Here is a 19,727-nt window from a genome sequence, read left to right on the forward strand (position 1 = left end):
GTGCGACTAATGCCCAGATGAGCCGAGCGATGTCCGCTTCCTACCCAAGGCGGACCAAACAGAAAAATGGCAGGGAGGAAGCATCATGGGGGATGCGCGATGAGACGATCGAATTTGGGGGATACGCGAGTTGCTAGAAAGCTTGCGATGTTGGGAAAGTTGGATTTAAGGCCCGCTTACTTCGCCATGTTCTTCATGCTTGCGGCCAGCTTCTTGTCGAGCATGGCCTATGATCGCGCCGGAACAAGCGTGATTTTGTCGAAAATATCTGCGTTTGGCTCACAGCACATAGCTGGCGTAAGGGAGGCGGCGCGGCTTCCAGATGCAGCTGATTCCACGGCGTTCGTGATGACCATGCAGTGGCTGCTGGTGGTGATCTACCCAATCGTTTTTTTCGCTTTCCTATCACCCTTTTCCAAGGTTGTTAAAGTTGCCATCGACAAAGCAGTCAAGCGCGAGCAAGCGCTGCCGGAGGGCGACGATAAAAAGCAATTCGTGCGGGTGATCGTTTTGGTGCTTGGCCTAGTCGTGTTGCTCGGGGATCTGCATCTGATCAATATTCCCACGTTCCTTAACGGCGGCCTTTTTGTCATGGGGGCCGATTCGCCTCAATTGCTTCATGCCCTCCATTCCAAGCTGAGAATGCCGGCATTCGCTTGGTTGATTTCGTTCGCAACTTTCATGTTTTATTGGAGTTGGTTGCATTTGGTCGTTAATGTAAAGATCGTTTTTAACCTTTGACTGTCCCATGTCTGCTTTCGACCCGAAGCGGATAGTTCGAAAAGTTTAAAAATTGGTCGATTTGAGGGCAGCACACAACGGGGGCGGCGACAATGGAAATGCCAGCTAAGGTTTATGAGGAAGTTGTTACCCTTTCGTCTGAGGGTGACATGCTTGCCGACTGTGGCGAGTTCTTGAATGCAATAGGCAAGTACAACGAAGCATGGAAACTAATTCCCGAACCCAAAGCGACCTGGGAGGCGAGCACGTGGCTCCTGGCGGCAATTGGCGATGCTTGCTTCTTATCTGGAAAATTCAAGAGTGGGAGGGACGCCGTCACTTTTGCTCTCAATTGTCCGGGCGGATTAGGCAATCCCTTTATCCATCTCCGATTGGGTCAGTGTGAACTGGAACTGGGCAACGCTGATGCAGCGATTGAGCGAAGGCCAGCACCATGACCACGGCGAGTGCGAACCACCAGAAATCCGCGCGAGTGGTAATTCCGGTGAACTCCAGGCCACGCAGAACGCCCTCGCGCATGGCCTTGATTGGCTGGCTGGGAGTCGACTCGCCCATCAGCAGGCTCTCGGCCGATACCTCGAAGACGGCGGCCAGTGCCCGCAGGGACTCCGTCGAGACCTTTGCGCCTGATTCGAGGCGCTGGATGGTCCGCAGGTTCAGGCCACTGAGCTTGGCCAATTGTTCCTGCGACCACTGGCGGGCGGCGCGCAGCTCTCGAAGTCGGATGCTGTTGATGTGCATTGGGGCTCCTCGGCGACAGATGTCCAGACCTCGCCATCATCCTCCCTGCGACTGCCCATCGTGACGACAGTAGCCCGGCATGGGTATGACACGAGCACGACTACCCGCTGTTGGGCCGCACCAGGAGCATGCCCGATCGGCGTCCCCCTTGAAGGACTGCCATTGGCCGGCTTTTGGCTGGTGAGCTCCAGCGGATCAAAGTGACGGAGTGCAGAGGGTGATCGGATTCCGCAACTTAGTGCTCTGGTCAGCATCAGCGAGCTGGTCAGGAGTTACCGGAATGATGGTCAGCCATTGCCGGAATCTGCAGCTGCTCACCTATATGGCGCCACCACGTTCTCTTATAGGCGGATTCCTACACAACGCAATGACCCTCTCTTGTATGCACCTCGATACACACCCTGGTGCACTGGCCGGATGCTTAAGTTGGACCCGCCAGCATTCAGGCAGCGCTAGCCATCCGCAAGCAATGATCTAGCCGTCCTAGGCCATTGAGAAACTTTGTGCGGAAACTACTTTGCTTCGCGATCTTGGCAGCTGCACCCTTCACCGCTTCCGTGGCGCAGGACCAGCCTCCCCAGCACGAACATGGAGATCAGCGGCAGCACACGCCGGCGCATCCGGAGCCTGGCCACGCTCCATATCGACCAGGAGAGTATGGCCACGGGCCAGTACCCGGTGCGGCTTATCCGCATGATCCCGGGGCCCCTGGCGCGTATGTCCACAGGTCCGCCAATTTCCATCACTTCGAAGGTCGCGATTTCGCGCATTTCTCTCCCGCAGACCAAGCTATGTGGCGGGGCGGCGGGTGGCGCCACGAGTACCGTGACGGACGGTTGGGATGGTGGTGGTTTGCGGGCGGTGCTTGGTATTTCTACGACCAACCGATCTACCCCTATCCGGCTTATGTTTCCGACGTCTACTACGAGGAGCCCGTGGACCAAGGGCAACCCGTTGAAGAGGAAGACACCGCGGCACCACCACCGTCTGGGAACGTCTACTACTACTGCCCTGGCGTCGGTTACTACCCGCAAGTAGCAACCTGCCCGGTTCCATTCCAAATCGTAACCAACTGATCGCGTTGGGTGATGCTAGGGTTCGGGCGAGCGAACACCGGCTTAGGCTTCGGTGCATTACTGGGGATGCACCGAATGTTCCGAAATTAGCTTGCCGTAAATTGTGATCAGCGTCGATGTAGCACACGAAGCGGGCGCATTGATGTGCGTTGTGTTGCTGCGTCCGGGGAAGGGCTGCGCAGCTAAGTGCCTGCTCAGCCCTTTTTCATCGTCTGCGATTTATTCCGGAGGATTGTTGCTTGTTGAACACGTCCCGTAGACCGAGGCAGTGCCGAGAACTTGGTCGCTACCACCCAGCGCAGTCACTGTAACGAGTACGGAGGGATGCCCGGTCGCGCCTGGGCATTCGAATTGGCACTGGTTCTGGTCGCTACAATTGGTCGGCGAGGAGACGGCGGCCGATGATGACGCTGACCAGTCCCAGTGGGCCGTGCCTACGGGAAGGTCGGAAACCGTGCAGATCCCTCCGCCACAGTGGAGGCTGATTCCTGACGACTGAGCAAAGACGGAAGGGGTATAGCCGAACATCCCTACCGCGCAAGCCGATGCAGCAAACAATCCGATGATTGCTTTCATAGCTCTCTTCCTTTTTGCTAGATAACGCGCACCTTCTGTGCACTGCCCACACAATGCAGGCTTTACTAGTGTATGCGCCGTCTTTCCGTGGCCTCTATGCAAATAGTCACTTTCCCGCCGCCTGATTTGTGATGGTTATGTGAGCGAATGCGCGGATATCTAACCCAGTTACTCGGCAATGCGGTGGTGGTCAACTGGCTGGCTGCTCACAATCCCGAATTTCTTCGTGAGTTTCAGAGCATCTCTTCCATGAATGACCTGCTGGTCAGTGCGGATAGGTCACATACCAAGGATGCACCGACTTGAGGCAAAAGCCTGACACGAAGGGTCTGGTTAGAGCTGGGCCGTCTTTAGCGCTACAACCCTTCCGCCGACGCGCAGGCTGTCCAAATAATCGGCCCAGCCTTGCATCATCTTCTTGCGCTCTGCCAAATATTGGGCCCGGTTGTAAGCAGCGCGGACCTTGTTTCTCTCGGCATGGGCTAGCTGGCGCTCGATGACATCCGCGGACCAGCCCATTTCGTTGAGTCGGGTGGAGGCCATGGCCCGGAAGCCGTGGCCGGTCATGGTGTCTTTGTCGAAGCCCATGCGCCTCAGCGCGGCGTTGACTGCGGCCTCAGACATCGGGCGCTGCCGGCTGCGCTCTCCCGGGAAGACGTACCGACCACGCCCAGTCAGCGGCTGCAGCTCTTGGAGGGCGACCACAGCCTGGGTGGGGAGGGGGACGATGTGGAGTTCGCGCATCTTCATCTTGCTGGCGGGGATGCGCCACTGGCCAGCGTCTAGGTCAAACTCCGCCCACTCCGCTTGCCGCAGCTCTCCAGGGCGAACGAATAGCAGAGGCGCCAGCTTCAGGGCGGTGCGCACCACCAGACCGCCGGTGTAGCCCTCGATGGCGCGCAGCAGCTCGCCTACCCTGGCCGGGCCCGTGATTGCCGCGCGGTGTTTGACCTTCGCCGGCGTGAGGGCGCCCCGTAGGTCAGCCGTAGGATCGTGCCGGGCGCGGCCGGTGGCGATCGCATAGCGAAAGATCTGCCCGCACCGCTGCTTTGTGCGGTGGGCAGTCTCGTGAGCGCCGCGCTCCTCGATCCGCTGCAGGAGCTTGAGCATCTCCGGAGCGTCAATCTCGGAAATAGGGCGATTGCCGATCCATGGATTGACTAGGCTATCGAAGGTCCATCGCGCCTTCTCCAATGTCGCGGGGGACATGTTCTGCTGCTTCGCCAGCCATTCTTCGGCGATCGCACCAAAGGTGTTTGCAGTGGCTTCAGCATTTGCAACTTTCTCCTGGCGCTTCACCTGCCCAGGGTCTGTGCCGTCGCGGAGAAGGGCGCGGGCTTCATCACGACGCTTGCGAGCTTCAGCCAGACTAACTTCGGGAAACACGCCCAGCGCCAGCAATTTCTCCTTGCCGCTATGGCGGTACTTCATTCGCCAGTAGCGCCCCGATTCGGTCACATGCAAATACAAACCACCACCGTCGAAGTGCTTGCCGAGTGGCGCGGACTTGACCTTGAGCACGGTGAGTTTGCCAGTGTCAGCAGCCATCGCTGTGTCCTCTTTTGAAACGCTAGTGAAACAATCGAGCGAGGACGCGCGAGCAGGTATGCGTGACCCCCGGCAGCGATCAAGGACGCTGAAAGTCAATTGGGGGTATATGGGGCATAGTGGATGCCCCTGGTTGAAAACTACCCCCGAATCTACCCCCAGAAGGAGCCGGATCGGGTTGGACGGCGTCGGACGATATGGTACAAAAAAACCCGCCAAGCGGCGGGTTTTAAGGGGTTTGTCGAACGCCGTTGGACTGGGTTGGACGAGTATCTGGTGCCGGAAATAGGAATCGAACCTACGACCTACGCATTACGAATGCGCCGCTCTACCAACTGAGCTATTCCGGCGGAGCCGCATAGTCTAAGGGGGCTTCCTTTGGGCTGCAAGCCGCCCGGCGCTGACTCGGCCATCGGAATGCGCCTATGGGCGCACGGCCGGCGGCACGGCAAGGAAAAGAGCGCCTGCCGTACCCCGCGGCGGGGCTTGGGACGACTTACGCCGGGCCGCGGCCGGAACAAAGTAGCGGCTTGGATAACGGGGAGTCGCTCATGCCGGATCGGTCATCTCAGTGCGGTGTCAGCCTGATCGAGGTGCTGGTCGCCATGCTGGTGCTCAGCGTGGGGCTGATGGGTGCCGGTGGGATGCTGGCGATGTCGGCGCGGTCTACGCATTCGGCGTATCTGCGCAGCCAGGTGACCTTGCTGGCGCAGGGTATGGCGGATCGGATGCAGGCCAATCCGCTTGCGGTATGGAGCGGCGACTACGACGGTGTGTATCCCGGTGCGGCGCTGCGGGATTGCGCGACCGGCTGTACGCCCAATCAGTTGGCTGCGTATGACAAGGGTGCCTGGAGCAGCCAGCTGGCTGCCTTGCTCACTGCGGATACGCGGGCGAGCATTGCCTGTAACAGCAGCGGTCTCGCTTATTTGCCCACGGCGGAGCAGCTGGCCTTGCGGCCGCCCTTCGGCGGAAGCTGCCGCATGACGGTTCGCTGGATCGAGCAAGGTATCGGTGCCTTGGGTTTCGCCGATGGCGGCCATGCACGGCAGACGTTTGCCTGGGAGTTCCAGCCGTGAGCGGCGGTCTGACGCGTCCGCACGGCATCTCGCTGATCGAGCTGATGATTGCGATGGCGCTGGGGCTGCTAGTGAGCGCGGGCGTGGTGGTCGTGTTCACCGCCACCGCACAAAGTCGCTCGGTGCAGCAGCAATTGGTGCGCCTGCAGGAAGAGGGCCGATTCGCCATGGCGCAGATCCGGGATGATCTGTTGATGAGCGGCGGCCAGTATTGCGCCGGCTCGGGCGGTGCTGCGCGATGGGGGGCGGCGGGGTTTTATCTGGATGCGCCCCGTGCACCCACGGTGTATGCCAGCGATCCCGCTGCGCTGATGGGGGCCATGAGCGATGTCACCACGTCCTGGGGCAGCCCGTATCCGCCGGCACCGGCCGAGCCTTATTCGGTGCCGGCGTTCCTCACCATGCGCGGCTACGATTGTTCTGCCAGCCAGTGCAAGCCGCTCGATCCCAGCAGCAAGCGCAGTGCGCAGGGCTTCGGCATTCCGGCGATGGGCAAGGCAGTAGATAGCCGTGTCATTGGCGCATCGGTGTTGACGGTGCGCTATCTCGATCCGTCCGCTGGCTGGACGCTTGCTGCTGACGGCAGTGGCTTGGCGGTGAATGCGGATGGTTCGCTGTCGATCGATCTGGGCATGGCATCCGGCGCGGAATCCAAGGTTTTCCCGGTGGGCGATCCGTTGGCCATGCTGGCCGACTGCAATACGGCACAGATCTTTGCGGTAACCGGGCAGGGCAGCAGTCGGCTGGCATCTACCGGCGGCAATTTCATCCAGCCGGCCATGCCGCACAGCATGGCAGCGCCCAAGCTGTTCGATCCCAGCCGCGACTGGCGCACCGTTACCTATTTTCTCAAGGTGGTGGATAGCGGCGATGGCCAGGGGCATACCACCGGTGCGCTGATCCGGCGCATCAATGGCGGCGATACTGCGGTACACGGCGGTTCTTCCGAAGAAGTGGCACGCGGTGTGGAGCGGCTGGATTTCAAATACGGCGTGCAGCTGGGCGATGGCCGCATTCGCTATTACAGCGCCGAGCAGGTCGACAACAGCACCAGCGTCGATTGCCCTGCGTTGCCGCTGCCTCTTCGCGGCAGTGACGATCACGGTTGTCTATGGCGTTCGGTGAGCCTGATCGAGATCGATCTGTTGATGGATGGCCAGCAGCCCTTGCCTACGCTGACATCGGATGAGCTGGCCTACACCTATGCGAGCGATGGTTTGTTCACGCCGGCCGCCCCCGATGCTGCCGGGCGCAAGGTGACACCAGTGCAGCAGGGTTTTCCACTGCCACTGCTGCGGCGCGAGTTCACCACCGTGGTGGCCTTGCGCAATTTCAATCCTTGAATGCGGCCGATGAGCGGCAAGGAAACGACCATGCTTTTACACCGTAACAGGCTCTGTCCATCGGGAGCGGCATGCAATGTGCAGCGTGGCTTTGCGCTGCTCACTGCGCTGGTCTTTCTACTGCTGATCACGATGCTGGCCCTCAGCATGTCGCAGCATGCCCTATTGCAGCAGCGCATGGCCGGCAGCCTGCGTCATGCGCAGCAGGCACGCCTGAGTGCAGAGACTGCATTGCGAGGCGCGGAGTACAAGATCTGGTCGACGGCCAGTCAGGCCGGCCTGCGCTTGCATTGCCAGGAAGCAAGCATTTCGCCGGATGACGGGTGCGTGGTGTATCGGTCATCCAGCGCGCTCTACGCAGCCCATGGTGCGGTCACCCAGTTCATGCGTGCGACTGGCCGCTTAGCGGGTATCGGCAAAACGTATACCGGCGCTCAGCGGCACGGCTACACGCGCGACAGCTGGGAGCCCTCGGCCGCACTGGCTGAAAATCCGGCTTATCTCATCGAGGATCTCGGCAGCGAACAGCCGCCTAGTGCCGGCGGCTTGCGCGAAACGGGCAACACCGGCCCCGACAGCGGCATGAGCGGCCAGCCGGATATGCACATCTATCGCATAACGGCACGCGGCACCGGCGGCCATCCGGATGTGGTGCGCGTGGTGCAGAGCACGTTCAATGCGCCGGCCGCGCCGTGAGCCACGATCATGCCGATGTCAAAGCGTATGACGGGAATGCTTGCGTGGTCGATCCTGGCGACGGCGTTTGCCGGAAATCTGCTCGCCGCGCAGGGCCTGCTTGCCGGCACGGTGGAACTCAGCCCATTGCCATTGGACAATTCGCGGGCCACGCCGTCGCTGGCCGTGCTGGGCTTGAGCGGCAGCGTGGCGAGCGCAGGCTTGCTTGCCTTTGAAGGTGGCTACGATCCGGCGGATTGGTCGGGTTTGTTGCAGGCGGTAAGCCTGCACAGTGATGGCTCGCGCAAGCAGGTGGTCTGGAATGCCGGTGTCATGCTTTCGGATGCGCTGGCGACACCGCCCGATCGCAGGGTGTTGCTTACCGCGCACATGGATGCAGCAGGCGCCGTCACCGGCATGGCATTCCGGCCGGCAGCCGCCTTCGACAGCGGCGAAATCAGCGGTCTTATGGCGCCGGCTGCTTCGGACGCAGCAGCGGATACGCTTGGTGCACGGGTGGAGTACTTGCGCGGAGTGCGTGCGGCCGAAGGCAAAACCATGCGCGTTCGCAGCAGCCTGCTTGGCCCGATCGTCCATGCACAGGCATTGCATGTGGCATACCCTGCCGCTCATTATCGCGAGCGCTGGCCGAACAAGATCCACGGCATGCCCGTACGTGCGCCCGAAGCGGCACCGGGTGCCGAAACGTATGCCAGTTTCGTGGAGCGACATGCCAAGCGCACACCGGTGCTCTACGTTGCCGCCAACGACGGCATGTTGCACGCGTTCAATACGCCGTTTCCACGTTGTGGCGAAGACGGCGGCTGCCAGCTGCCATCGGATGCGGGCAGGGAATTGTGGGCCTATGTGCCGCGTGCCGCGTATGCCCATCTTGGTGCGTTCACGCGCGGCGACGAGTTCCAGTTTCATCCCACCGTGGATGCCACGCCGGTAATGCGCGACGTGTTCTTCAGCCAGCGCGGTGCCCATGAATGGCATAGCTTGCTGGTCGGCGGGCTCGGCCTTGGCGGTCGGGGTGTTTATGCGCTGGATATCACGGATCCAGGTGCGGCAAGCGAAGCCTTTCCTGCGCGCACGGTGTTGTGGGAGTTCGATGCGGATGCTGCATCAGGCATCGCTGCATCGGGCGATGGTTACAACCCGGCGGATCTTGGCTACGTCTACGGTCAGCCGGCGATTGCCCGGCTGGGCAACGGCAGCTGGGCGGTACTGGTTGCAACGGGTTATTTTCCCGACTGCAGCCGGGCCGATGTCTTCGCCGCTTGCAACGAAGATGCGGCAGCGGCGCCTGTGCGTGAAAGCGCATTGTTCGTGCTCGATGCGCAAACCGGCGCGGTGATCCGCGAGCTGAAGACGCCTGCGGATAGTCCCGCCAGCTACGGTCTCGCCACGCCCGTACTCGGTGACTACAACGGTGACCAGATCGACGATATAGCTTTCGCTGGCGACCTTGCCGGCAATCTCTGGCGCTTCGACCTGGCATCGACCCATCCGGCCGAATGGACCGTCAGCCTGGCGTACCGTCCAGCGACGCCGGATGCGCAGCCCATTACCGTGATGCCGCGTTTGTTTCCCGATCCGGCGCACAACCGCTACATCGTGGTATTCGGCACCGGCAAATACCTGGGCAACGGCGATAGAACGTCCGCGATTCCGCTCCAATCGGTCTATGGTATTCGTGACAGGATCGACCCTCAAGGTCATCCCATCACGGCAACGCGCAGCACGCTGCAAGCGCAACGTCTGAGCGAGGTGAGCGCCGCAGATTCAGGGGCGATGCTGCGCGACCTTACGGCCCATCCGCTGGCGCCAGCAGCCGATGGCTGGTATTTCGACTTGACCTCGCCCGGCGAGCGGGTGGTGGCTACGCCAACCGCGCTGTTCGATAGCAACAGTGTTTTGATCAGTACCCTGATTCCCGCCAGCAAGCCAGGTGAAGCGCCACGGAGCGCCGTGCTCGCCGTGGATGCCGCCACGGGCGCTTCGGCCAACCTGTTTTCATTCGGCAGCGCCCACCATGCCGGTGCCATGCTGGACCGCACCTCTGGCAGCGGCACGCTGCCGATAGCGACCAAGATCGGCGGCGGCAAGCTGATTTTGCCGGGCAGCAAGCTGATGTCCGCGCATGGTGCCTTGGCAGCGCCACTGACTTTCGACAGCGTCTTATGGCGCCGACGCTCCTGGTTTGCGGTGATGCCCGTCGAATAAACGCACGGGAGAAATGCATGCATCGCGCACGCGGTTTCAGCTTGCTGGAGGTGATCGTGGTGGTCGCCATCGTGGCGATACTTTCCGCCATGGCCGTATCCGCCTACGGCCGCTATGCACGGCGTGCACGCCGCGCGGATGCGCAACAGGCCTTGCTAGCCATCGCCAACAGCCAGGAGCGCTGGTATGCCACGCATCAGCGCTATGCGGACGAGCTGGCCCAGCTCGGCTACAGCAAGGCAGCCACAACACCGAACGGCTACTACGAACTGACGCTACACGTCGATGGCGACCAGGCACAGTCATTTGTTGCCACCGCCCACCCGCTCCTTGCACAGGCCGCCGATGAGTGCGGCAGCCTGTCGATCGACAATCGCGGCAACACCCTTCCGGCGCGAGATAGCTCCGCCGAACCTGCCAACGGCCGCTGCTGGTAGTGCGCTAGCTCGACAAGCGCTCAGCCAGCCCCGAATAGCGCCGCGTGCGCTGCGACAAGGCCTGCTCGATGCTGGCGGCAGTGCCGACCAGGCTGAGCCAGCGGCGTGCGCGGGTAATGCCGGTGTAGAGCAGTTCGCGGGTGAGAATCGGCGAATCCTCATCCGGCAGCACCAGCATGGTGTGCTCGAATTCGGAACCTTGCGACTTGTGCACCGTCATCGCGTATACCGTTTCCACGTCGCCGAGGCGGGAGGGCAGCACAAAGCGCACCTGCGCGCCGTTTTGCTCCTGCGCGTCGCGCGTGGCGGGGAAGGCGACATACAAGCGCACCACACCATCCGAACCCGGCATGCGCAGGGCAATGCCTACATCGCCGTTCATCAGGCCCAGGCTGTAGTCGTTGCGCGTCATCATCACCGGCCGGCCTTCATACCAGCCGCGGTCGGCTTCGATCCAGCCGGTGGCGTGCAGTCTGGCAGCGATCTCGCGGTTCAGGCGCTCGGTGCCGGCCGGCCCCTGGCGCACTGCGCAAAGCAGCTGGAAGTGATTGAACGCTTCCAGCACGGCGTGCGCCCACTGCTGATAGGCCGCGATGTCCGCGCTGTTGGCGGGGCGCTGGTTTTGCAGGCATTGCAGGTAGAAGCGCAGGCCTTGCGGCGCGTCGTCCGATGCATGGCCGGATGCAAAGCGGTCGGCGTCGCCGTCCAGGGCCATCGCCGCCAGCGGCGTATCCGCCGCGGCACTGGCCAGCCACGCCATGTCGCTGCAAGGGGCGGCAAGCAGGGCATGCGCTTGCGGTGCATCGCCCGCATTGACGGCGGCCGCCAACTGCCCGATGCCACTATCGGCGGCGAAACGATGGCTATGGCGCAGCATCGCGATGTGTTGATCCAATGCCTGGGCGTCCTCGCGCACATAGGCACTGACATCGTCGCTACTGATTTCGCGCAGCCATGTCGCGATGTCAGCGCGGTAATGGCCTTGCTCGGCACGCCGGCACAAGTCGCCTAGCACCGAGCCCGCTTCCACCGAGGAGAGCTGGTCCTTGTCGCCCAGCAGGATCAACCGGGCATGCGGTGGCAGCGCATCCAGCGCCGCGGCCATCATTTCCAGGTCGATCATCGAGGCTTCGTCGATCACCAGCACATCCAGGTGCAGGGGATGGCGGCGGTCATGCGCGTAGCGGCGGCTGTCCGCTCGCGCACCGAGCAAGCGGTGCAGTGTTTCCACCTGCATGGGAATGGCTGCGCGTACGGTGTCGGGTACTTCCAGCTGGGCAATCTGTCGCGCGATGGAGGTGTTCAGGCGCGCGGCCGCCTTGCCGGTCGGTGCGGCCAGCCGGATCCGCAGGGGTGCCGCCGCACGTTGCAACTGCAAGGTCTGCAGCAGGCCGAGCAGGCGCACCACGGTGGTGGTCTTGCCAGTGCCGGGGCCACCGGTGATCACACTGAATGCGGCACGCGCGGCGAGCGCGCAGGCCACGCGTGGCCAGTCGACATGCGCGTGGTCGGTCGGCGGAAACAGTTGCCGCAGTTCTGCGCGCAGGCGGTGATCATCAATATCCACCGCGCCAAGCCGGGCCAGCATCTGTTGCGCTACGCCGCATTCGTAGCGCCAGTAACGGCGCAGATAGAGCCGATGACGGTCCAGCACCAGCGGCGCGTTGGCCGGCAGCCCATCGGCACTCGCCAACAGCGGCGATACCGGCAGCGCTGTGGTGGCGAGCAGATCGAGCCACTCGCGCGGCCAGGCGTGTTCGGCGGCCAGCGCTTCCAAGGCTTGCAGATCCAGGCAGGGATGGCCTTCGCCGAGCAACTGGCTGGTCAGTGCGGCCAGCAGCAACAGGCGTGGATCGGCCTGCGGATCGCGTTCGCCGATAAAGCGCGCGAAGGCCAGATCCAATGGCCGCAGCAGATGGTGCGTGACCGCATCGTCCAGCATGGCGAGCATGGCCTTATGCGACATGGACGCGCGCTCCTTCGGCGAACAGGCGGTCCATCGCATCGATCAGCGCAAATGGCAGGCGTTCGGCATGCACGCCGTGGCCGGCCTGGTCCACGCCGCGCAGATACAGGTAAAGCACGCCGCCGATATCGCGCTCGTAATCGTAATCGGCCACCCGCGCGCGCAGCTGGCGATGCAGGGCCAGCGTATAGATCGCGTACTGCAGGTCATAGCGCGATTGCAGGGTTGCCTCGCGCATCGCCTCCGGCGTATACGCCGCTGCGTTGTCGCCCAGCCAGTTCGATTTGTAGTCGATCACGTAATAGCGCCCGGCGTGCTCGACGATCAGGTCAATAAAGCCTTTCAGCATGCCGTTGATGCGTGTGGGCGGCAGCGCCGGGCGTGGCGCCGCCTGCAAGGTGTAGCGGCAAACCAGCTGATCCAGTTGCTGGGTATCGACGTGATTGGCCTCGAACCAGAATTCCAGCTCTGCTTGATAGCGGCGGCGATCGTCGAGATCGGCCAGCGCCATGCTGCCGCCATCCGGCAGCGCCAGCGGCGTCTTGAGAAAGGCCGGCAGCCATTGCAGCAAGGGCGCGACCCACATCGGCCAGCCGCGGCGCTGGCAGCGGCGGGTGAGCTGTTGTTCCAGTGCCGGCAGATCGTCGGCGGCCTGCGCGAAGCCTATTTCGGCCGCCCATTCGAACAGATCGTGCAGAAAGGTGCCGGGTTCGGCGCCGCGCGGAAAGGCGTGAATGCCTTGCTCCAGCTCGGTGGCGATGCGGTCGGTCGGCTCGCGTGCGGCTTCGGCAAGCACGTCCTGCGTGGCGGTTTCCGGCGCTGCGGGGCGCAGGGTTTCGCCAGGGGCGTGCGCGAGCGAACTGTAGCTGGCGATCCACCAGGGTTCCGGCAACGGCAACCGGTAGCTGCGTGCGGCGCGCGGTACGGGCGTGCTTTCGCGTGCATGGTAATGACGCGCGCTGGCCGGTTCGGTAGCGATGCGGATATCGATGTCCGGCACGTCGCCGCGCAAGGCCTGCAATCGTTCCAGCAAGATCTCGGGCGTGATCGCTGCGCCGCCGGAGAGCACGTAGCCAAAGGCCGAGCGCGGCAGCATCGGTGCCTTGCTGCGCCCGTCCACGGTGCTGGCCACGCCGAGCCAGCAAACCTGTTCGGCGCGGGTCAGCGCCACGTACAGCAACCGCAGATCTTCCTGCAGGCGCTCGCGTTCGATGCGCGCCCTGGCGTCATCGTCAGGCTCCAGGTCGATCCAGGTCTGGCCCAGATCGTCGTGCCAGGCTTGCAGGCTGTTTCTGGGCGCATCCTGCACACGGCAGACAAACGGCAGCAGCACCACCGGATACTGCAGGCCCTTCGATTTGTGGATGGTAACGAGCTTGACCAGATCGGCCTCGCTTTCCAGCCGCACCACTTGTTCCTCGGCGGTTTCCGCATCGCGTTCGGCGGCGCGTGCAAGCTGCGTGGCCAGATAACGGATCAGCGCATGCTCGCCATCCAGCGTCGTGGCGGCGTGCTGCAACAGCTCGGCCAGATGCTGCAGATTGGTCAGCGCGCGCTCGCCATACGGCTTGGCCAGCAGGCGCGCCGGCAGGTCGAAGGCATGCAGCAGGTTGTGCAGCATCGCCAGCACGCCATGGCGCTGCCAGGTGGCCTGCAACAGGCGGAACTGTTCGCCGCAATGTTCCCAATACGCTTCGTCGTGTTGCAGCCGGTCCAGTTCGGCCAGATTGCGATCCATGCTGACGCTGGCCAGGGCCGTGCGCAACGCGCGGTCGTAGCCGGGGGCGGCGCAGGCTTGCAGCCATAGCAATACGTCGGCCGCTTCGGCCGAGGCATATACCGAATCGCGTTCGGACAGATACACGCTGGTCACGCCGCGCCGGCGCAGTTCGGCGCGAACCGCAGCCGCTTCGCGTCCGCTGCGCACCAGCACCGCGATATCGCGCGGGCGCAATGGCGTGCGCGTGCCTTTTGGCGCGGCAAAAGCGCAGCGTCCGGCTTGGGCGGCGTCGAGCAGGTCCACGATATGTGCGGCAGCATGCGCCGCCGCGGCTTCGATATAGGCGCGGCCGCTGAGGCTGCTGTCGGTGGCCAGTACCTGCAGCTGCATCGCCGGCAATGCCTGCTCGCCATCGTGCAGCACCGCTTTGTCGCCGCTGTCGTGTACGGGCGCAAACGACAGATCGCGTGCACCGCTGCCGAACGCAAACGCGCCCAGCGGCTGGCTCTGCGCATGTTCGAACACGCGGTTTACCGCCTTCACCAGTGCGGGGGTGGAGCGGTAATTGGTGGTCAGCGTCCAGGTGGGCGGCTGTGCTTCGTCGCGGGCGGCCAGATAGGTGTGGATATCCGCACCGCGGAATGCATAGATCGCCTGTTTGGGATCGCCGATCAGCAACAGCCCGGTCTGCGCGCGCGCTGCATAGATGCGCTGGAAGATGCGCCACTGCAGCGGATCGGTATCCTGGAATTCATCGATCATGGCGATCGGGTATTGCGCGGCGATGGTGGCGGCCAGTTGCTCGCCATGCGGCCCGGCCAGCGCCTGTTCCAGCTGGCGCAGCATATCGTCGAAGCCCGGCGTGGCCTGGCGTTCGCGAATCTGCTCGACGCGTGCATTGATCCACGGCACGGCGTGCGCAAGCAGCAGCGGTTCGAGTGGCGTGGCCGTGGCCAGATTGTCGCTCAGCGCCTGCATGGCGGTGAATGCCGCATGCTGTGGCGCGAGCGCATTTTTGCTTGCGGCGCTATTCAGCTTGGCCTGTGTGTAGCGCGCGAACAGGGCAGGGTCGGTGTCGGCACCCTCCAGCCATGCGCGCAGCGCGACCAGCTCACGCTCCAGGCTGTCGGGGCGGAAAATGGAATTCTTCAGCGCCTTGCTCAGCACCGCCTCGCGCAGCATTTGCTCGATGGCGTCAATATCGGTCGACCAAGCCTGGTGCGCGGCAGCTTCCGCAGCGCGGCGCGGTGCTTCGCAACGCTGCAGCGCCTGTACCAGATCGTCCACCACCGGCAGCGGCCGGGTCTGCACGCGCAGATGATTGGCCGGCAGGCGCAGCAGCGACTTTACCGCACGCTGCAGGCCAGCCGGATCGTGCCAATGCCGGGCGACGCAGGCGGCATCGGCCTGCTCCAGCGTGGCGTAGAAACGGCGCCAGTAATCACGCACGGCTTCGCCGATGCGCGCGTTGTCGTCGGCCACTTCATCGCTGGCTTCACTGCCCTGGAAAGCATGCTGCGCCAGCATGCGCTGGCACCAGCCATGGATGGTGTGCACGGCCGCTTCATCCATCCATTGCGCGGCCAAGTCGAGCTGGCGCGCGGCGGCGGCGCGCGCATCGTTGGAAGGGTAGTCGGCCATCAGCTGCTGCAGGAACGCATCGGCCGGTTGCTGGCCGCGGAATACCGCCGCGGCGGTTGCCAGGCGTTCGCGAATGCGCTCGCGCAATTCGGCGGTGGCGGCGCGGGTAAAGGTCACCACCAGAATCTGTGCGGGCAGCTGCGGTGTCTGGCCACCGTGTCCCAACACCAGGCGCAGATACAGCGCCGCCAGTGTCCAGGTCTTGCCAGTGCCGGCGCTGGCCTCGATCAGGCGGATGCCCTGCAGCGGCAGGCGCAGCGGATCGAGCGGCTGCATCGTGCTCATGCCTCAGCCTCCATGCGGGCGTGCTCCAGCAGACCGCGATAAGGCGCCAGCCAGTGTTCGAAGCCGGCGGCGTAGAGCGCTGAAAAACTCGGCCACATACGCGCCAGGCAGGGTTCGTAATGCACTTCGCCAGCGGGCGCCCCCGGCACATCGATGCCTTCGTAGCTGGCTTGCGCGGCATCGTGCGGATCTCTGCCGGCGGCCTGCGCCAGCAGCCATGCATAGGCGCTGCGGCGGCCGATCGGCAACGGCGCCTGCATGCCTTGCTGCCAGGTATCCAGCAGCTGATCGAGCAGCGCGGCCGCTTCGGTATCCGTGCAGGCTTCGAGCACCACGGTGGCATCGGCTGCCAGCATGTGGGTGGACATGGCGATGCCGCACGCATTGGCCAATAGCTGCAGCACCCAGGCGCCAAGCAGGCGGTCGTAGCGAATGTGCTTGCCTTGGCGCAGCCGACCGGCGATCGGCAACAGCCGCGCAAGACTGCCGTCGCCAGCCGCACGCATATCGTCCAGCCAGCCTTCTACGCGGAATGTATCGATGGCCCCGGCGCGGTACACATAATCCAGTTCCTGCACATCCAGCCGCTGCGTCCAGCGGGCGACCGCGCCATGCCAGCGCTTGAGAATCTGCCGCACGTCGTGGCCGATATCGTCCATCGCCAGTGCGCCGAAACCGCCGGCAGGCAGCACGCCTTGCTGGCGCAATTGCCGGGTGGCGTCGGTCAGCGTGGCCGCTGCGTGGTCTTCGCCGGCGGCGAGCGCCCCCTGTAGCAAGGCATCCTTGGCCGCGTAGTTTTCCAGTGCATCGAGCGCGAACGGCTCGTCATCCGCCAGGCCGGTATCGGTTTCGTCGAAGCGAACTTTCAAGCGCTCGGCATAGAAGCTCGCGGCGGGGCTGGCAAGAAAGCGCTGCAGCTTGGCCACGGCCAGCACCGGCTCGGCTTGCCATGGCGCCAGTGGAGCATCCTCCGCAGGGGCGATGCCGCGGCGTGCATGGGCCCATTCCCATGCATACGTAAACAGGTTCGATGCCGCATCGGCGGAAAAATAGCGCGGGCTGAAAGCCTGCAGCGGATGCGTGGTGGTGATGGCCGCCAACAGCCTGCTGTCCATGTCGCCGGCGCCGCGTTCATCGCCGGGCAGCCGCCAGCCGGCGGCAAGATAGTCGCGCAGCTGGCCCACCAGCACCGAGGGCGGCAGCTCGCTGTTGTCACGCACGCTATGCCCGATCCAGCTGATGTGCAGCACATCGCGCGCCGACAGCAGCGCTTCCAGAAACATGTAGCGATCGTCTTCGCGCCGCGAGCGGTCGCCGGGGCGATGCTGGCCGGCGCGCGCCATCAAATCGAAGTCGGGCGGCGAAAGGCGGCGCGGATAATCGCCATCGTTCATGCCCAGCAGGCACACCACGCGGAACGGAATCGCGCGCATCGGCAGCAAGGTGCCGAAGTTCACCGCACCGCCCATAAACCGTTGCGACAGGTGCGCCTGATCGATCGCCTGCAGCCACTCCTCGCCGACCACCGCGATCGGTATCGCCTGGTTGAAGCCTGCTTCGTGGCAGGCATCCAGCCATGCATCGAGTGCTTCTTCCAGCCGGTCGATGCGCAGCGTATCCAGGTCGTCGCCGCGCGTGTCGAAGCAGTCGCGCAGCAGGCGGCGCAGGCGCTCGCTCCATTGCTGTGGCGTGGCATGGCTGGAAAACAGTTGCCAGTAGCGTTCCTGCGTGTCCAGCAATTCGCTCAAGGGGCCGAGCAGACGCGCGTCCAGGCCGCCGACTTCGGCATACGGCGCAATGTCGTCCAGCGATGGCGCATCGCCGGTGGCATAGCCCAGCAGCATGCGGCGCAGGCCGAAGCGCCAGCTGTTCTGTTCGTCAGGAGGCAGTTCCAGGGTCTGCTTCTGCTCGCCGTCCAGGCCCCAGCGGATACCAGCTTCGTCGATCCAGCGCCGCAGCACCGGCAGCTCGTCTTCGTGAATATCGAAACGGCGGCGCAGCGCGGGCACGTCAAGCAGATCGAGCACGTTGCTGGCGGTGAAGCGCGATTCGCCCAGGCCCAGCAGCGCCTCCAGCGCCACCAGCAGCGGCGATGCGCCACGGCCCGGCTGATCGGCCACGCTATAGGGCAGATAGCGCGGATCATCCTGCGCAATGCGCCCGAACACCGCCTGCACATGCGGTGCATAGGTGCGGATATCCGGCACCATCACCATCACATCGCGCGGGGCCAGCGGGCGGCCCTGGCGCGCGGCCTGCTCGAACAGGTCGAGCAGGCGATCGTGCAGGATTTCCACTTCGCGCTGCGGGCTGTGCGCGATATGGAAATGCAGCGATGTACGTTCATCAGGCAACACTTTGCGCTGCGCCGACACCGGCTCCAGATCCAGCACGGCCTGCTGCACCTGATGCAACAGCGAGTCGTTGCCGATGTCCTGGAACACATCGATGCTGCGCTTGATCGACGCAAAGCGATCACGGTAGCGGTCCGGCTGGTCGAAGGCATCGAGCTGGCGAATGAAGTCGCGCCCCTGTTTGCCCCATGCGGCCAACAGCGGGTTGGCATGCAGGTGCAGATCTTCGTAGCGCGGCTCCGGCGGCAGCTCCGGCTTGGCGGCATGGCGCCGCTGCTGCGCCATCAGCAGCTCGCGATCCTCGATGATGTCCGCCCAATAGTGCCGGCAGGGATTGGTAACCAGCAGTAGTACTTGGCTGAAGCGCGCCAGCGCCGTCAACGCTTCCAGCACTTGCTGCGGCAACGAAGTGATGCCGAATACCACGATCCGGCGCGGCAGGTGCTGCGGCTGGAAATCGGCGGCCTGCATCTGCTGCATGAAGCGCCGGTGCACCGCCGCGCGGTGGCTGTCGCGTTGAGCCGCCGGCACATCGTTCAGCAGGCGCCGCCAGAGCAGCGGCTGCCAGCGTTGCGCGGGGGGCAATTCGGTCGCGCGCTGTCGCAAGTTATCGCGAAGCACATCGTTACGGTGTTCCCAGTCGTCCAGCCAGTCGGCCCGGAACACCTGGTATTGGTCGAACAGGTCGGCTACTTGCAGCGCCAGCCGGTATTGGCGTCGCCAGTCGCGGCCTTCGCCGAGCAGGTTGCGCAAGGGCGCGAACGCGGCATCGTCCAGGTATTCCGGCAACAGGCGCAGCAGCCGCCACGCCAGCCGGCTTTTGTCGAATGGCGAGGTGGCCGGCACGGCGGCTTCGCCCAGCGCGGCGCGATAGGCCTGCCATAGAAAACGCCCCGGCAGCTGCATGTCCACGGCGGCGCTGATGCCCAGGCCGCCGGCTTGCGGAGGGCGTGCCAGCGCTAGCTTCAGCCACTGCGCAATGCCGTTGCTCTGCACCAGCATGATTTCGTTTTCCAGCGGCGCCAGCGGCGTACGCTGCAGCCATGCCGCCAGCAGATCGCGCAGATCTTCCTGGCGATTGCCGTGAATCACCATCAGGCCCGGTTCGACGGTGGGATAGCCGAGCTGTCCGGGCCGGCTCACGGCAGGCGCTGGCAGGTAAACGTGGAGATTGTCCGGGCATGGAAGACGTGTGGCTCCATGCCGGCCGTGCAGCCGGGTATGCGCATAGAAACAGCGTGACAGAGGTTGGGGGGATTTTAGCCTTAATCAGGCTTATCAAGGCCTTGTCCCGCCTCCTTGCCCGGTGCGGCAGG

11 protein-coding genes and 1 tRNA gene are annotated in these 19,727 nt (G+C 63.7%); 6 read left to right on the top strand and 6 right to left on the bottom strand.

Going from position 1 to position 19,727, the window contains the following annotated elements; genetic code table 11:
* Window positions 1–147 precede the first annotated feature (147 nt).
* Window positions 148–741 carry a hypothetical protein gene (locus IGX34_RS19220; protein WP_192557366.1) on the top strand — a complete coding sequence of 198 codons (594 nt, stop codon included), beginning with the start codon at window positions 148–150 and terminating at the stop codon, window positions 739–741.
* A 357-nt stretch (window positions 742–1,098) separates the two neighbouring features.
* Here the strand turns inward: IGX34_RS19220 and IGX34_RS19225 are convergent, their stop codons facing one another.
* The 3 genes from IGX34_RS19225 to IGX34_RS19235 all read right to left on the bottom strand — a co-directional run bounded on the left by IGX34_RS19225 (window position 1,099) and on the right by IGX34_RS19235 (window position 5,032).
* Window positions 1,099–1,482, bottom strand: coding sequence for a helix-turn-helix domain-containing protein (locus IGX34_RS19225; protein ID WP_225737616.1), 384 nt, complete (start codon window positions 1,480–1,482; stop codon window positions 1,099–1,101).
* A gap of 1,985 nt (window positions 1,483–3,467) precedes the next feature.
* Window positions 3,468–4,682 (bottom strand): tyrosine-type recombinase/integrase, encoded by a 1,215-nt coding sequence (locus tag IGX34_RS19230; RefSeq protein WP_192557367.1) that lies wholly within the window; start codon window positions 4,680–4,682, stop codon window positions 3,468–3,470.
* Window positions 4,683–4,956: 274 nt separating this feature from the next.
* Window positions 4,957–5,032: transfer RNA gene (locus IGX34_RS19235), tRNA-Thr, on the bottom strand.
* A gap of 201 nt (window positions 5,033–5,233) precedes the next feature.
* On the opposite strand from IGX34_RS19235, the gene pilV reads away from it, so the two are divergent.
* The 5 genes from pilV (at window position 5,234) to IGX34_RS19260 (ending at window position 10,445) form a co-directional block, all read left to right on the top strand.
* On the top strand, window positions 5,234–5,761 hold the full coding sequence (pilV, locus tag IGX34_RS19240) for a type IV pilus modification protein PilV (protein WP_192557368.1): 528 nt from the start codon (window positions 5,234–5,236) through the stop codon (window positions 5,759–5,761).
* Complete coding sequence (locus IGX34_RS19245) at window positions 5,758–7,104, top strand: PilW family protein (RefSeq protein ID WP_192557369.1); 1,347 nt, start codon at window positions 5,758–5,760, stop codon at window positions 7,102–7,104. The genes pilV and IGX34_RS19245 overlap by 4 nt, the downstream gene beginning before the upstream one ends.
* Before the next feature lie 78 nt (window positions 7,105–7,182).
* Window positions 7,183–7,800 (top strand): PilX N-terminal domain-containing pilus assembly protein, encoded by a 618-nt coding sequence (locus tag IGX34_RS19250; protein ID WP_192557370.1) that lies wholly within the window; start codon window positions 7,183–7,185, stop codon window positions 7,798–7,800.
* Between the two features lie 15 nt (window positions 7,801–7,815).
* A complete protein-coding gene (locus IGX34_RS19255; protein WP_192557371.1) occupies window positions 7,816–10,008 on the top strand; it encodes a pilus assembly protein in 2,193 nt (730 codons plus the stop codon).
* A gap of 17 nt (window positions 10,009–10,025) precedes the next feature.
* A complete protein-coding gene (locus IGX34_RS19260) occupies window positions 10,026–10,445 on the top strand; it encodes a type IV pilin protein (protein WP_192557372.1) in 420 nt (139 codons plus the stop codon).
* A gap of 4 nt (window positions 10,446–10,449) precedes the next feature.
* Here IGX34_RS19260 and recD read toward each other — a convergent pair whose 3' ends face one another.
* The 3 genes from recD to recC are packed head-to-tail and all read right to left on the bottom strand — an operon-like array spanning window position 10,450 to window position 19,554.
* The gene (gene recD, locus IGX34_RS19265) at window positions 10,450–12,411 is read right to left on the bottom strand and encodes an exodeoxyribonuclease V subunit alpha (RefSeq protein WP_225737618.1); all 1,962 of its coding nucleotides are present in this window, start codon (window positions 12,409–12,411) and stop codon (window positions 10,450–10,452) included.
* Complete coding sequence (gene recB / locus IGX34_RS19270) at window positions 12,401–16,057, bottom strand: exodeoxyribonuclease V subunit beta (RefSeq protein WP_192557374.1); 3,657 nt, start codon at window positions 16,055–16,057, stop codon at window positions 12,401–12,403. The genes recD and recB overlap by 11 nt, the downstream gene beginning before the upstream one ends.
* A complete protein-coding gene (recC, locus tag IGX34_RS19275; RefSeq protein ID WP_338015511.1) occupies window positions 16,054–19,554 on the bottom strand; it encodes an exodeoxyribonuclease V subunit gamma in 3,501 nt (1,166 codons plus the stop codon). Before recC ends, recB begins: the two co-directional genes overlap by 4 nt.
* Window positions 19,555–19,727 lie beyond the last annotated feature (173 nt).

The organism is Dyella acidiphila, assembly GCF_014863405.1.
GTDB lineage: Bacteria > Pseudomonadota > Gammaproteobacteria > Xanthomonadales > Rhodanobacteraceae > Dyella_B > Dyella_B acidiphila.